Here is a 13164-nt window from a genome sequence, read left to right as displayed (position 1 = left end):
ACCAAATGGTCGCTCGTCGGACCCTCAAAGCAGCCATTTGGTCCCTCCCGAGGAGGAACTCGTCTGGTGCGCGGCGCGGGCGCCCAGGTCCATCAGGGAGAATGACAGCGTGACCCCGCAGTTGGTGCTATTCGACCTCGACGGGACGCTGACCGACTCCGCCGAGGGCATCGTCGCCAGCTTCCGCCACGCGCTCGGTGCGATCGGCGCCGACATACCCGACGGTGACCTCGTCGAACGCATCGTCGGCCCGCCGATGCACGTGACGCTGGGCTCGCTGGGTCTGGGCGAGAAGGCCGACGATGCCATCGCTGCCTACCGCGCCGACTACACCGCGCGCGGCTGGTCCATGAACCGGATGTTCGACGGCATCGAGGACCTCCTGGCCGATCTGCGGGCCGCCGGGGTGCGCCTGGCCGTCGCGACGTCCAAGGCCGAACCGACCGCCCGGCGCATCGTCGAGCACTTCGGCATCGACGAACATTTCGAGGTGATCGCCGGCGCCAGCGTCGACGGCACCCGGTCGGCGAAGGCCGACGTCGTCGCCCACGCGCTCGCCCAGCTGACCCCGGTACCCGACCACGTGCTGATGGTCGGCGACCGGTCGCACGACGTGCACGGCGCCGCGCACCACGGGATCGACACCATCGTCGTCGACTGGGGTTACGGCGCAACCGATTTCACTGACGACGCGACGGTCCGGCGGGTCGCCACCGTCGACGAGCTACGGGAGGTGCTGGGTGTCTGACCAGGTGCACGTGACGTTCATCTGTTCGGGCAACATCTGCCGGTCGCCGATGGCCGAGAAGATGTTCGCCCACCAGATCAGCGAGCGCGGGCTGGCCGACGTGGTCCGGGTGACCAGCGCAGGCACCGGCGGCTGGCATGCCGGTGACCCCGCCGACAGCCGTGCCGAGCGGGTACTGCGTGCGCACGGCTACCCCACCGCGCATGCGGCCGCGGCCATCGCCGCCGACCATCTGGCCGCCGACATGGTCGTCGCCATGGGCCGCAACCACACCCGCATCCTGAACGACCTGGGCGCCGACCCGGACCGGGTGCGGATGATGCGCTCGTTCGATCCGCGGTCGGGCGCCCACGCGCTGGACGTCGAAGACCCGTACTACGGCAACATCGACGACTTCGAAGAGACCTTCGCGGTGATCGAGGCCTCCCTGCCGGGTCTGCACGAGTGGGTCGACAAGCTGCTGGCGGAACGAGGCGACTGATGCGCCGCCTCGGGTTCCTCTTCCGGCCGCAGTGGCTGGCCCTGTTCGTCGTGGTGATCGCGTTCGCCTACCTGTGCTTCACGGTGCTCGCGCCGTGGCAGTTGGGTAAGAACACCCGCACCTCGCGGGAGAACAACCAGATCGCATCGTCGCTGAACACCGAACCTGTTCCGCTGACTTCGGTTCTGCCGCACCAGGATTCGTCGGCCCCGGACGCGCAGTGGCGACGGCTGACGGCGACGGGCCACTACCGCCCGGAGGCGGAGGTCCTGGTCCGGCTGCGGACGAACGATGGTGACCCGTCATACGAGGTCCTGACTCCGTTCGCCGTCGACGGCGGCCCGACGGTGCTGGTCAACCGCGGCTACATCAAGGCCGGCGAAGGGGTGCCGCCGTTCGCCGCGCCACCGGCCGGCACCGTCACGATCATCGGGCGCCTGCGCGACCCCGAACCGCTCATGTCAGGCAAGGAACCGTTCAAACAGAACGGTATTCAGCAGGTGTACTCGATCAACCTGACCCAGATTTCGCAGGTGACGGGCGTGCCGCTCGCGGGCGATTACCTGCAGCTGGTCGACGGCCAGCCGGGTGGTCTGGGAGTCATCGCCCTGCCCAACCTGGATGCCGGACCGTTCCTCTCGTACGGCATCCAGTGGATCGCGTTCGGCATCGTCGCGCCGCTCGGGCTTGGGTACTTCGTGGTGGCCGAGATCCGTCAGCGCCGGCTCGAGAAGGCCCAATCCGGTTCGGGCGCCGAGACTTCCGGCGGCCCCGATCCTGACGAGCCGGCCGCCCCGGTCACCGCCGAGGAGAAGCTCGCCGACCGCTACGGCCGGCGGCGCTGAGCCCCACCGCAACCACCGTCGCCAGCGCTTGCACCCGGCGGGTCAGTCGCACCGCCCTTTTCAGGTCCGCCACGGCCGGAGCCGGTCCGTCGCCGAGGGTCGGCCGCATCTCGAGCCGGTGCGCGTACTGCGTCGCTCCCCCGAGTTGCACGCCGAGAGCCCCGGCGAAGGACGCTTCCGCCACACCGGCATTGGGGCTCGGGTGCTTGCGCGCGTCGGCGCGCCAGGCCCGCCACGCCGCGGCCGGCCGACGGGACGCCACCATCACGCACAGCCCCGTCACACGGGCCGGCACGTAGTTGAGGACGTCGTCGAATCGTGCTGCCGCCCAGCCGAACCGGGTGTAGCGCGGGTTGAGGTGACCGATCATCGCATCGAGGGTGTTGGCGCCGCGGTACACCAGGAGTCCCGGCACCCCGGCGACCGCGCCCCACAGGATCGGCGCGACCTGCGCGTCGGAGGTGTTCTCCGCGACAGATTCCAGTGCGGCCCGGGCCAGCCCGTCCGCCTCGAGCGCCGACGGGTCGCGCCCGCACAGGGACGGCAGTAGCTCACGGGCCGCGACCACGTCGCCGCGCCCCAACCGCGCCGCCATGTCGGCGCCGGTCCGGGCCAGTGACGTGCCGCCCAGCGCCGTGTAGGTCGCCACCGCGGTGACCAGCGTCTTGGCCACCGGGCCCCGCGCGGCGCGTTCCAGGCCGAAGCCGAGCGCGCCCAAACCGACCAGCAGTGCCGCGGTGTGACCGGCCCCTGCCAGCTGGTTGTCGGCGTAGGTACGCCGTTCCAGCGCGGCCGCGGCCGTTCCGAACAGCGCTACGGGATGGCCGCGGCGCGGGTCGGCCCAGCACACGTCGGCCAGGTAGCCGAGCGCCAGACCGGCCGCCCGCGGGGCGCTTCTGTCAAACACGCCGGGCAGCGTCTCACAGGGTGTTTACTCGGCATCATGCGGCTCGGTCCACCTCGGCACCCGACGCGGGTTGTCGACCTCGTCAACCCCGCAGCGGCGCTGGCGCCGGCGGCCAATGTGATCATGCAACTGGCGCTGCCCGGGGTGGGTTACGGTGTGCTGGAGAGCCCCGTCGACAGCGGCAACGTGTACAAGCACCCGTTCAAGCGCGCCCGCACCACAGGCACCTATCTGGCCGCCGCCGTGTACGGCACGGACGACGACCGTGCGCTCATCCGCCGCGAGGTGGACCGGGTGCACACGCTGGTGCGGTCGACGGCGTCCAGCCCGGTCCGGTACCACGCGTTCGACCCGAAACTGCAGCTGTGGGTGGCGTCGTGCCTCTACCGCTACTACGTCGATCAGCACGAGTTCCTCTACGGACCGCTCAGCCCCGACGCCGCCGACGCCATCTATCGGGACGCGCGCACCCTCGGGACCACGCTGCAGGTGCGGGAGGACATGTGGCCGGCCGACCGCGTCGCCTTCGACGAGTACTGGAAACGGACGCTCGACGAGCTGCGGATCGACGAACCCGTGCGCGAACACCTGCACGGGGTGGCATCGCTGGCCTTCCTGCCCACCCCGCTGCGCCGGCTGGCCGGGCCGTTCAATCTGTTTGCGACGACGGGCTTCCTGCCCGCCGAGTTCCGCACCCACATGAAGCTGCGATGGACGCCGAGCCAGCAGTACTGGTTCGACCGGCTGATGACGACGCTGCGGCTGGCCGACCGGGTGATCCCGCGCGACGTGTGGCTGTTCGGCTACCAGCTGTACCTGTGGGACATGCGGGCGCGCGCGCGGCGCGGAAAACCTGTGGTGTGAAACAACTTCCAACAGCAGGAGGCATCTCATGGCGTTCGCAGCACTGAACCACGTCGCCGTCACGGTCAGCGACATGGCCGTCAGCGGCCCTTGGTACCGCACCCTCATCGGCGAGGATCCGGTGCTCGACGAGCACACCGACGCCGGCTACCGACATCTGGTGTGGGCACTACCCGGTGGCACGCTGTTCGGTATCCACGAGCACGACCGACCCATCGCGCCGGGCCAGTTCAGTGAGTTCCGGGCCGGCCTCGACCACGTCGGCTTCGGCTGCGCTTCACGGGCCGAACTCGTCGACTGGGCCGCCAAACTCGAGGAGCTGGGCATCACCCACGGCGGCGTCATCGACGCGCCGTACGGCTCGGGGCTGAGCTTCCGCGACCCCGACGGCATCGCGCTGGAGTTCTTCGCGCCGCCGGGGTGATCCCGGAGTGACTTCAGTGGTGGTCGTGCCCACCACCCCCGCCCCCGCCACACGCCCCGTTCACGGCGGGCCGGACCATCGCGAACGTCGCCTGCAGGGCGCCGTTGCCGTCCTTGGTACCGCGCGCGCCCAGACACATCCCGGCGGCGATCGCCTTCGCGTCGGCACTGGAGCTCTTGGTGTAGCGGGTATCGGGCGTCACTGTCACGGTGATCTGGGCGTTGTCGGCGTCGGTGACCATGATCGTGCCGCCGTTCACCGAGGCGACGGTGCCGTTGATGCCGTGCTCGCGCTTTCCGCCCTTCTGACCGCATTGCGCGTTGCCGGGCCGGCCGACCAGGACGTTGGCGGCCGTGACCGCGGACCCGGTGTCGTTGCTGCCCTTGACCGGGCGGACTGCGACGCATTCACCGGCCGTGACGTCCGTCAGCTGACCGGGGCCGAGCTGAGTGATGCGGGTCGAATCGGTGATATTCACGGTGCCCGGCCCGTCCTTGCCCGTGATCGACACGGTGCCGCCCGTCACCGAATTGACCAGCCCGGACAGCCGGTCCTTGCCGCCGGGACCCCCCGGACCCCCGGGACCCGCGGGAGCGGGGCTGGCGGACGATGGCGACGAGCTGCCGGCGGTGGAGCCGGCCGACGGCGTGTTGGACGATCCGCATGCCGCCAGGGAGAGCGCAGCGAATCCGGCGAGGGTGACGACGCCGTAGCGGCGGGTACGGGATGTGGTGGACATGAGCCCACAGTGAACGGTCCAGCAATGAATCAGCTCAGATATTGATATGAAGACGCTGGGCGCCGCGCTCAACTGAGGAATTCGTCCAGCGCCGCGAACGTCTCGTCGGGGCGCTCTTCGGCCAGGAAGTGGCCGGCGTCGATGGCGAGGCCGTGGACGTCGCTGCCGTACCGCTGCCACACCTCGAGCGGCTGATACAGCTGCCCGACCACGCCGCGCGACCCCCACAGGATCAGCAACGGGCACTCGATCATCCGTCCCTCGTCGGCGGCGTCGTGCCGCAGATCGATGCCGGCGGCGGCGCGGTAGTCCTCGCACATGGCGTGGATGGCTTCCGGGGTGCAGAAGCAGCGCTCGTACTCCGCCATGGCCTCGGGGTCGTAGCAGTCCGTGCCGCCGAACGCCCCGAGAAAGGCCTTGAGCAGGACGCCCGCCGCCGGTTGCATCATCAGCTCGGGCAGCGGCGCCGGCTGGATGAAGAAGAACCAGTGGAAGTAGGCGGTGGCCAGCGCGCGGTCCGTGTGGTCGTAGACGTATTTGGTGGGGACGATGTCGAGCAACGCCGCGCGGGTGACGGCCTCGGGGTGATCGAGGAGCATCCGGTGCGTCACACGGGCACCGCGATCGTGGGCGACGACACTGAAGACGTCGTGGCCGAGCTGCTTCATGACCGCGACCTGATCGGCGGCCATGGTCCGGAAGCTGTAGTCGGCGTGGTCGCCGCCGCCCGGCGGTTTCGAGCTGTCGCCGTAGCCGCGCAGGTCCGTCGCGACGACGGTGAACCGCTCGGCCAGTCGGGGTGCGAGGTGATGCCACATCACGTGGGACTGCGGCGCGCCGTGGAGCAGTAGCAGCGGCGGGCCGGAGCCGCCGACGACAGCCTGAATCTCGACGCCGTTGACGGCCAGCCGCGCGTCGGTGAACCCCGGGAACAGTCCCATCAGTCGAAGACGTCCGGCTGGCCGGCGACGATCTGCTCCCACAGCGGCCGGAACTGGAACCAGGCCACCAGGTCGCTGCCGATCTGGCTGTGCACCAACTTGGCGGTGTCGTGGTCGATGACGGTGGGCGCACCCGCAGCCATCGCGAGCAGTTGCGCCTGACACGACCGCTCCATCGTGACGAACCACCAGGCGGCCGCCGAGACCGAGGTGCCGACGGTGATGAGGCCGTGGTTACGCAGGATGGCTGCCTTGTTGTCACCGATCGCGGCGGCGATGTTTTTGCCTTCTTCCTCCGCCAGGACCACACCGCGGTAGTCGAGGTAGAGGCCCTGGTCTTCGTAGAAGGGGCAGGCGTCCTGGGTGAGCGGCTCCAGCGGGATGCCCAAGGCCGAGAACGCCTTGCCGTACAGCGAATGCGTGTGAGCGGCGGCGACGGCGTCGGGCCGCGCGTTGTGCACCTGGGCGTGGATGGTGAACGCTGCCGCATTGACCGGTCGCGTGCCGTGCACGACGCGGCCCTGGTGGTCGACGCAGATCAGGTCACTGACGCGAATCTGGTTGAAGCTCATGCCGAACGGGTTCACCCAGAACAATTCCGGGTGCTCCGGATCGCGAGCGGTCATGTGCCCGGCGACGCCTTCGGAGAAGCCGAGCTTGCCGAACACCCGGAACGCGACGGCGAGGTCACGCTTGCGTTGCTCGCGTTCTTCCTCGACCGACAGTCCCATGGGTGGAATGGGTAGGTCGCATGAATCGGGCAAGGGGCCGAGCGCGCGTTCCAGCAGTTCCCGCATGTCGTCGCTGATCGTGTTCACGTCCATCGCCCAGGCCCTTCCGACGCCGATACCGAGCACAGCATCACACGTCACGTCGGCTGGGGAAAGACGGAGATCTGCCGACAACCGCCGCAGCGAACTCGATCGGTGCCCCAGCGGACCGCAGGTGGGGCCGCCACCCGCCGACCACCGCCCAGTCGCATCCGAATAGCGTTGTCTGCCAACAGGTTCTACGAATACCACCAAAGCGGCACGTGGCCGCCGCGACCGCGTTATCGTCGCTGGGTAGTCAAGTGAGCCAGGACGCGGGGGTGCGTTCGTTCCTCAGTACGTGTTTGATGCGGGATCGACCCTCGCGTCAGTTTGTCGCGTCTGCACAACACGAGGAGCTGTCATGAGCACAGCGGCCGAGCGCGCAGCCCAGCTGGGCTTGGTGTCCCGACTGAAATCGTCCTATCCGGAACTTCCCGATGCCCCCTACCCCGACATGCTGGACTCCGCCCGCATCCAGGCGTACCTGAAACCGGTGCACGACGTGGGTGGTGAGCCCGATGCGCCGATGGAGTACGTCAACAAGCAGTACGAGCTGTGGGAACACATGACGTACGTCATCTGCGAGGTGCTGGCCTGGCGCGGCATCTGGCTGTCGGAGGAGCGGCGCCGGATCGGCAACGTCGACGTCGGCCGGGCGGAGTATCTGGGTCTCCCCTATTACGGCCGGTGGCTGCTGTCGGTCGCGCGGGTCCTGCTCGAGAAGCACCACATCGCCCTCGGCGAGCTCATGGAGCGCATGGCCGAGGTCAAGGCGCGCTACGAGGGCGGACTCGACGGCAAGACCCTCGAAGCCACGCCCCGGTCGGAAGGCGACGGCGCGAACGTCAAGCGCAACAAGCACCACATCGATGCCGTCGGCATCGGCGATCCGCAGATTTACGCGGGGCAGGCCGGCACGCCGAAGTTCAAGGTCGGCGACGCGGTGACGGTGCGCGAGCTGCCGGTGATCTTCTACACCCGCACCCCGGAGTACGTGCGCGGCGCGACCGGCAGGATCGCCGTACTGGCCTACGAAAGTCCGGCGCCGGAGGACGAGACCTGGGACATCCCCGAGGCTCCCCCTGAGTGGTTCTACGTCGTCGAGTTCAACCAGTCCGAACTGTGGCACGACTACACCGGCACGGCGCAGGACACCTTGCGCACCGAAATCCCCGAACGCTGGCTGGAAGCAGCCACCTAGCTCGATTCCCTGTTGCCAGAAAGGATTTGCATGTCGGATCACGGCTCCGATCACCACCACGATCATGACCACGATCACGCCCGCACCGTGAAGCCCATGGTCGACGAGATCACCGACTTCGAGGTCCTCGAGATCGCATTGCGCGAATTGTGCATCGAGAAGGGCATTTTCACCGCCGAGGAGCATCGACGGTTCACCGAGTTCGCCGAGCAGATCGGCCCCACCCCGGCGGCCCGGCTCGTCGCACGTGCCTGGCTCGATCCCGAGTTCGCCGAACTCGCCGTCAACGACTCACTGGCGGCGAGCAAGGCCGTCGGTGTCGACTGGCTGGAGCCGACGGGGTTCGGTACCCCAAGCGATTTCGTCGCGTTCCAGATTCTCGCCGATACACCGACGGTGCATCACGTCATCGTCTGCGCGCTGTGCTCGTGCTATCCCCGGCCGATTCTGGGAAACTCGCCGGAGTGGTACCGCACGCCCAACTACCGGCGGCGCCTGGTCCGCTGGCCGCGCCAGGTGCTGGCCGAATTCGGCTTGTACCTGCCGGACGACATCGAGGTCAGGGTCGAGGACTCCAACCAGAAGCACCGGTTCATGGTGATGCCGATGCGCCCCGAGGGCACCGACGGGTGGACCGAAGACCAACTGGCCGAGATCATCACGCGCGACTGCCTGATCGGGGTAGCGCTCCCCAAGCCGGGCGTGACCACCAACGCGATCGTGACGACGCGTCCGGCGATGCACCCAGGGACAGCCGGATGACCGAGATCGCACCGCTGCGGGACATCGTGGAGCGCGACCAGGTCTGGGCACGCATGGCCGCGAAGTGGGGTGTGGAAAACCCGGTTCCCCCATGGAAAACCAGCCTCGACGGACTGTGCGACGCGCTCGACCATTCCGCCTGCGACACAGAGGTTCTCAGCTTCAAAGAACGTCGCGACGAGGAGGATGCCCTCTCGGCCACCGTGTACGCGAGCCTGCCGTACCCGGAGAACCAGTTGGTCTCGCTCGCACATTCACTGGTCGCCCGCGGCGTCATCAGCGAGGCCGAGTTGCAGCAACGACTCGCGAGTGTTCGGGCCAGGCTGGAGGCCTGACCCCGCGGTCAGGACACCTTGATCCGGATGTTCTTGGTCTGGCGGAACTCTCGGAGGCCTTCGATTCCGCCCGACCGGCCGATCCCACTGCGTTTGTATCCGCCGTAGGGACCTTGGGGTTGGATGTCGCTTCGGCTGTTCACCCAGATCGACCCCGCCTCAAGTTGCCGTGACACGGTATGGGCGCGTTGCAGATTCGTGGTGTGGACGAATGCGTTGAGTCCGTAGCGGGTGTCGTTGGCCAGGTCCACGGCCTCGGCGTCGTCGCGGAACCGCAGCACCGACACGACCGGCCCGAACGTCTCCTCCTGGGCCAGGGATGAGCGGTTGTCGACGTCCGCGAACACCGTCGGCTCGACGTAGAAGCCTGCGGCCAGCTCGCCGCCGATCCGGTTGCCGCCCAGCACGAGATCGCCGGATCCTTCGGTGGTCGCCCGCGCGATGGTGCCCAGGACGCGGTCGACGGCGGCCTGGTTGATCACCGGGCCGAAGAGCACATCCGAGCGCAGCGGGTCGCCGATCGGCGCTCGCGTGACAGCGGCGAGGAACTTCTCCATGAACGCGTCATAGACGTTGTCGTGAACCAGGATTCGGCTACTGCAGGCGCAGCTCTGCCCGGCCTGCATGATCGGCCCCTGGTGCGCGGACAGGTTCGCGGCGGCCTCCAGGTCAGCGTCGTCGAAGATGATGGCGGCAGCTGTGCCACCGAGTTCCGCGACCACCGGGGTGATGTTCTCCGCGGCGGCCGTCAGCACCCTGCGGGCAGTGGCGGTGCCTCCCGTGAAATGAACCTTGCCCACTCCGGGGTGCCGCACGAGAGCCTCGCCACCCTCTGCTCCCGCGGGCAGCACATTGACGAGCCCGGCCGGCAAGCCGGCTTCCAGACACAGCTCGCCGAACCGCAGTGCCGCAAATGGCGCAAGTTCCGACGGCTTGACGACGACGGCATTGCCCGCAGCCAGGGCCGGAGCGACCGCCAGCCCGATCACCACGAGCGCGCCGTTCCATGGCGCGATGACGCCCACAACGCCGTACGGTTCGTGCTCTACCAGATTGAGGTCGAAGCCGCCCGGAACGGGAGTGCTTGCGCCATCGGCTTTGTCGACGTACCCGGCGTAGAACCGGAAGAACCGCTCGGTCAGCACTGACGTCGCGGCCAACGACGTCGGCACGCCGTAGTCGTGGGTGTTGATCCGGGCGAACTCGGCGTGGTGCTCACTGATGAGGTCCGCCAGGTCGAACAAGATGTCGCGGCGCCGGTCGGGCGGGTACGCCATCCAGGTTCGCTGAGCCCGCGCGGCCGTCTCGACCGCCTTGTCGACTTCCACGGCTCCGGCCATCTCGACAACGGCGTTCACGCGACCGGTGCCGGGATACACATGGTGGTGCGTCCCTCCGGAGGATCCCGTGACGCGATCCTCGCCGAGCAGTATTGCACCACTGGGTAATTCGTCGATACTTCCGATGATGCGGTCCTTTCAATGGCAGGCTGTTAGGCGTCCTGCTGTGCCTGGTGGGCCGCATCCGGATCCGGCAGTGACTGCACATCGCCGTCGACACTGGAGGTGATGGTGCCGGTCAACGACTGCTGGAAGGCGTTGATGTTCGCGTCAGCCGTCAGATAGCCGGTGTGGGCTCCGGTCACGGTGATGTCGGCCAGGTAATGGACCGTCGTCTGACTGGCGTTGTAATCGGCCGATTCGGTGCCGTTGAGAATCTCACCCAGTTCGTTCACATAGTTGCTGTAGGTGACGGTACGGACGGTCCGCGTGGCATCGTTCGGGTCCGGCGCCTCGGTCACGACCGCGGTGCCACCACCCTTCCCCGAATAGGTTCCGGTGGCCGGCAGGGGTGTCGTGGCAGCGACGTAGGTGCCGAGAGCGGGGGCCCACGAATCTGAGCTCGGGGTCGACCGGTCCGCGGCCACCGGGCCGACGCTGGTGGTGTATTTCAGGTTCGCGATGACCAGTCGGGACACCGTCGGATCGGTGGCGCTGGACTCCCAGAACGTGACTGCGGTGCCATCGGGATTCCAGCTCGGCATGCTGCGGGCGGCGTACCCGTCGCCGGTGTCGAACAGCGGAACTCCGTTCTCCCGGTTGAGCTCATCGCCGACGGCGACGATCCACTCTTGGTTGGAGATGTTGACCGGGCTCGCCCACTCCAGGTACACGGGTGCGCCGACATACACCGGCAGGAAGTTCTGCCGGATGATCCGCGTCATCGGGGTCAGTGCGTCCAGCCCGCGGGTGCTGCCGATGGCGATCCACTGCATGTTGGGCGAGTAGTCCATGTCCTCGTCGTAGTCGAGGTTGGCAGTCACCCTGGTCGCCTTGCCGGTGGCGAGGTCGACCTCGATATCGTCGACGTTGCCGGCGTCGAACTGGCCGCCGAGGATCACCACGCCTTTGCCGTCCGGCGTCCACTGCTTGCCTTCGCCGGTGGGGTACACGACCCGGGCATCGGTCACCGTATAGCCGGTATCGGCGCGGGTGAGTGTGCCGACAATCGGCAAGGCCTGCAGAAGGTTGTTGGGCCCGATCACGATTCGGGTGTACAACACGTGGGTGCCGTCCGGCGACACCCGCATCTCGCGTTGCGGATCGATGGCGTAACCACCGCCGGCCGGCGTGGTGATCGAAACCAGCTGGGTCCCATTGATTCCGGTCTCCAGCATGGAGTAACGCGGCGTCTGCCCGGCGACGTTCACCAGCACCAACACGCGGCCCGAACCATCATCGACGGGAACGGGTTTGGCCAGATTTCCGGTTTCGCTGACGGTGACACCGCAGGTCACACATTGCAGCGCCGTTCCGTCGGTCTTGATCTGGTAGATCTCCGAGCGGCCCCCGGTGGTCGGCTGGCCGGCGAAGAAGATGGATTGGCCGTCGGCCGAGTAGCGCGGATTCGCCGGGCTGGCAATGGTGCCGGGCAGGTTCAGGATCACCCGCTCGACTTCGGGGTTGAGCACCGAAACGTCGATGCCGGCCTTGGCGCTGTGCGGGCTGAACAGGCCTAGCAGGTTGAACTTGCCGTCGGTCACCGACACTGAGAACGAATCGGTCTGCACCGCCGTGTAATTGATGTCGTTCGGGGTGTAGGTGAAGTTGCCGGTGGCCTGATCGATGGTCAGGGTGCCGTACTTCGGCCCTTGGGTCACCTTGTAGGTCAGGGCATCGCCCTCGGCGTCGGAGGCGCCGAGGTTGCCGGTCAGCGTCTGCCCGGTCTGGACCGTGGTGGTCGGGTTGTAGGCGATCGTCGGAGCCTGGTTGAACACGGTGCGCCGCACCCAGGCCAGCACCGCCCACACCGCCGGGGTCAACGGGTCCGCCGTGTTGGGTGCCGGCTTCACGAACGGGTTGAGCAGTTTGGTCACCACACTGTTGAGAAAGCCCGCCAAACCCGTTGCCGGAGAGAGGACCTGAGTCGTCACGGCGGCGGGTGTCGCGACCGTGGCCATCGCGGCGGTCGCGGCGAGCTGCGTCGTCTGCGTCGTGGGAGCGGCCACGGACGGCACGGTCGCCGCGGTGGCCTTGGTGGTGACGGTCGTGCTGACGGCGACGTTCGACGTCGACTGTGCCGAGGCCGCCGAGGCAGCGCTGGTGGTCTCGGCACGGGTCGACTTGGCCACAGACTTGGTGCTAGTACTCGATTTGGACGAGGACTTGGCACTCGTGCGCGACTTGGCCGATCCGGTTGCCGCACTGCCGCTTTCGTGCGCGTCGCCCGTCGGAGTCGTCGACGAACTGCCGGTGTGGGCTCCCCCACTGCTGCTGACGACCACCCCCGAACCCACCTCGGTGCTCGACGACGTCGATCCGGATGTCGGTGACGTGCCCGACGTCCCTGTGACAGAAGACGATCCGGTGGCACCGGCGGGGCCCGTGGTTCCTGTGGCACCGGTCGCTCCCGTGGCCCCCGCCGTCCCGGTCGTACCGGTGGTCCCCGTCGGCTCGGACGTCGCACCGCCCGCAGCGCCCGATGTTCCGCCGGTCGAACCCGAGGATGTCGACCCAGCCGACGCGCTCGCCGAACTCGATGACGATGAACTCGCCGACCCACCGGCGGTATCCGCGACGGCAACTCCATGACCGGTCGCCACTGC

15 protein-coding genes are annotated in these 13164 nt (G+C 67.9%); 9 read left to right on the top strand and 6 right to left on the bottom strand.

The window, feature by feature from the left end; translation table 11 throughout:
- Positions 1–109: 109 nt before the first annotated feature.
- The 3 genes from ACWW1C_RS08925 to ACWW1C_RS08915 are packed head-to-tail and all read left to right on the top strand — an operon-like array spanning position 110 to position 2074.
- Positions 110–748 carry an HAD-IA family hydrolase gene (locus ACWW1C_RS08925; protein WP_455983093.1) on the top strand — a complete coding sequence of 213 codons (639 nt, stop codon included), beginning with the start codon at positions 110–112 and terminating at the stop codon, positions 746–748.
- Positions 741–1229 (top strand): low molecular weight protein-tyrosine-phosphatase, encoded by a 489-nt coding sequence (locus tag ACWW1C_RS08920; RefSeq protein ID WP_455983092.1) that lies wholly within the window; start codon positions 741–743, stop codon positions 1227–1229. The genes ACWW1C_RS08925 and ACWW1C_RS08920 overlap by 8 nt, the downstream gene beginning before the upstream one ends.
- Positions 1229–2074, top strand: a complete 846-nt coding sequence (locus tag ACWW1C_RS08915; RefSeq protein WP_455983091.1) for an SURF1 family cytochrome oxidase biogenesis protein — start codon at positions 1229–1231, stop codon at positions 2072–2074. Before ACWW1C_RS08920 ends, ACWW1C_RS08915 begins: the two co-directional genes overlap by 1 nt.
- Here ACWW1C_RS08915 and ACWW1C_RS08910 read toward each other — a convergent pair.
- On the bottom strand, positions 2028–2981 hold the full coding sequence (locus ACWW1C_RS08910; RefSeq protein WP_455983090.1) for a cobalamin biosynthesis protein: 954 nt from the start codon (positions 2979–2981) through the stop codon (positions 2028–2030). The genes ACWW1C_RS08915 and ACWW1C_RS08910 overlap by 47 nt on opposite strands.
- A gap of 36 nt (positions 2982–3017) precedes the next feature.
- Between ACWW1C_RS08910 and ACWW1C_RS08905 the strand changes: the two genes are divergently transcribed.
- Positions 3018–3845 carry an oxygenase MpaB family protein gene (locus ACWW1C_RS08905; protein WP_455983089.1) on the top strand — a complete coding sequence of 276 codons (828 nt, stop codon included), beginning with the start codon at positions 3018–3020 and terminating at the stop codon, positions 3843–3845.
- A gap of 28 nt (positions 3846–3873) precedes the next feature.
- Complete coding sequence (locus tag ACWW1C_RS08900; RefSeq protein WP_455983088.1) at positions 3874–4269, top strand: VOC family protein; 396 nt, start codon at positions 3874–3876, stop codon at positions 4267–4269.
- Between the two features lie 13 nt (positions 4270–4282).
- Here the strand turns inward: ACWW1C_RS08900 and ACWW1C_RS08895 are convergent, their stop codons facing one another.
- The 3 genes from ACWW1C_RS08895 to ACWW1C_RS08885 all read right to left on the bottom strand — a co-directional run bounded on the left by ACWW1C_RS08895 (position 4283) and on the right by ACWW1C_RS08885 (position 6746).
- Complete coding sequence (locus ACWW1C_RS08895; RefSeq protein ID WP_455983087.1) at positions 4283–5008, bottom strand: DUF5666 domain-containing protein; 726 nt, start codon at positions 5006–5008, stop codon at positions 4283–4285.
- 68 nt (positions 5009–5076) lie between these two features.
- Positions 5077–5949, bottom strand: coding sequence for an alpha/beta fold hydrolase (locus tag ACWW1C_RS08890; protein ID WP_455983086.1), 873 nt, complete (start codon positions 5947–5949; stop codon positions 5077–5079).
- Positions 5949–6746, bottom strand: coding sequence for a class II aldolase/adducin family protein (locus tag ACWW1C_RS08885; protein ID WP_455984205.1), 798 nt, complete (start codon positions 6744–6746; stop codon positions 5949–5951). The genes ACWW1C_RS08890 and ACWW1C_RS08885 overlap by 1 nt, the downstream gene beginning before the upstream one ends.
- Positions 6747–7122: 376 nt before the next feature.
- On the opposite strand from ACWW1C_RS08885, the gene ACWW1C_RS08880 reads away from it, so the two are divergent.
- From ACWW1C_RS08880 to ACWW1C_RS08870, 3 genes are read left to right on the top strand one after another with little or no spacing between them, the layout of a single operon-like run.
- Positions 7123–7962, top strand: a complete 840-nt coding sequence (locus ACWW1C_RS08880) for an SH3-like domain-containing protein (protein ID WP_455983085.1) — start codon at positions 7123–7125, stop codon at positions 7960–7962.
- A gap of 30 nt (positions 7963–7992) precedes the next feature.
- Positions 7993–8724: a thiocyanate hydrolase subunit gamma gene (scnC, locus tag ACWW1C_RS08875; RefSeq protein WP_346414450.1), complete on the top strand. Its 732-nt coding sequence runs from the start codon at positions 7993–7995 to the stop codon at positions 8722–8724.
- On the top strand, positions 8721–9059 hold the full coding sequence (locus ACWW1C_RS08870; RefSeq protein ID WP_455983084.1) for a thiocyanate hydrolase: 339 nt from the start codon (positions 8721–8723) through the stop codon (positions 9057–9059). Before scnC ends, ACWW1C_RS08870 begins: the two co-directional genes overlap by 4 nt.
- An 8-nt stretch (positions 9060–9067) precedes the next feature.
- Here ACWW1C_RS08870 and ACWW1C_RS08865 read toward each other — a convergent pair whose 3' ends face one another.
- Together ACWW1C_RS08865 and ACWW1C_RS08860 are read right to left on the bottom strand one after the other, a co-directional pair.
- Positions 9068–10417, bottom strand: coding sequence for an aldehyde dehydrogenase family protein (locus ACWW1C_RS08865; RefSeq protein WP_455983083.1), 1350 nt, complete (start codon positions 10415–10417; stop codon positions 9068–9070).
- 134 nt (positions 10418–10551) lie between these two features.
- Entirely contained in the window at positions 10552–12567 is a 2016-nt protein-coding gene (locus ACWW1C_RS08860; protein ID WP_455983082.1) for an Ig-like domain-containing protein, read from the bottom strand.
- On the opposite strand from ACWW1C_RS08860, the gene ACWW1C_RS08855 reads away from it, so the two are divergent.
- Complete coding sequence (locus ACWW1C_RS08855; protein WP_455983081.1) at positions 12554–13150, top strand: hypothetical protein; 597 nt, start codon at positions 12554–12556, stop codon at positions 13148–13150. The genes ACWW1C_RS08860 and ACWW1C_RS08855 overlap by 14 nt on opposite strands.
- The last annotated feature ends 14 nt before the right edge of the window (positions 13151–13164 follow it).

It is taken from the genome of Mycobacterium sp. HM-7 (assembly GCF_053852335.1).
Note: the sequence above shows the minus strand (reverse complement) of the source record. Positions and strands in the feature narration are given on the sequence as shown.

Bases quoted from the DNA above. Each gene is read 5' to 3' on its own strand.
- ACWW1C_RS08900 (WP_455983088.1), top strand. From the start codon at position 3,874: ATGGCGTTCGCAGCACTGAACCACGTCGCCGTCACGGTCAGCGACATG.
- ACWW1C_RS08890 (WP_455983086.1), bottom strand. From the start codon at position 5,949: ATGGGACTGTTCCCGGGGTTCACCGACGCGCGGCTGGCCGTCAACGGC.
- ACWW1C_RS08905 (WP_455983089.1), top strand. From the start codon at position 3,018: ATGCGGCTCGGTCCACCTCGGCACCCGACGCGGGTTGTCGACCTCGTC.
- ACWW1C_RS08915 (WP_455983091.1), top strand. From the start codon at position 1,229: ATGCGCCGCCTCGGGTTCCTCTTCCGGCCGCAGTGGCTGGCCCTGTTC.
- ACWW1C_RS08880 (WP_455983085.1), top strand. From the start codon at position 7,123: ATGAGCACAGCGGCCGAGCGCGCAGCCCAGCTGGGCTTGGTGTCCCGA.
- ACWW1C_RS08870 (WP_455983084.1), top strand. From the start codon at position 8,721: ATGACCGAGATCGCACCGCTGCGGGACATCGTGGAGCGCGACCAGGTC.
- scnC (WP_346414450.1), top strand. From the start codon at position 7,993: ATGTCGGATCACGGCTCCGATCACCACCACGATCATGACCACGATCAC.
- ACWW1C_RS08895 (WP_455983087.1), bottom strand. From the start codon at position 5,008: ATGTCCACCACATCCCGTACCCGCCGCTACGGCGTCGTCACCCTCGCC.
- ACWW1C_RS08885 (WP_455984205.1), bottom strand. From the start codon at position 6,746: ATGCGGGAACTGCTGGAACGCGCGCTCGGCCCCTTGCCCGATTCATGC.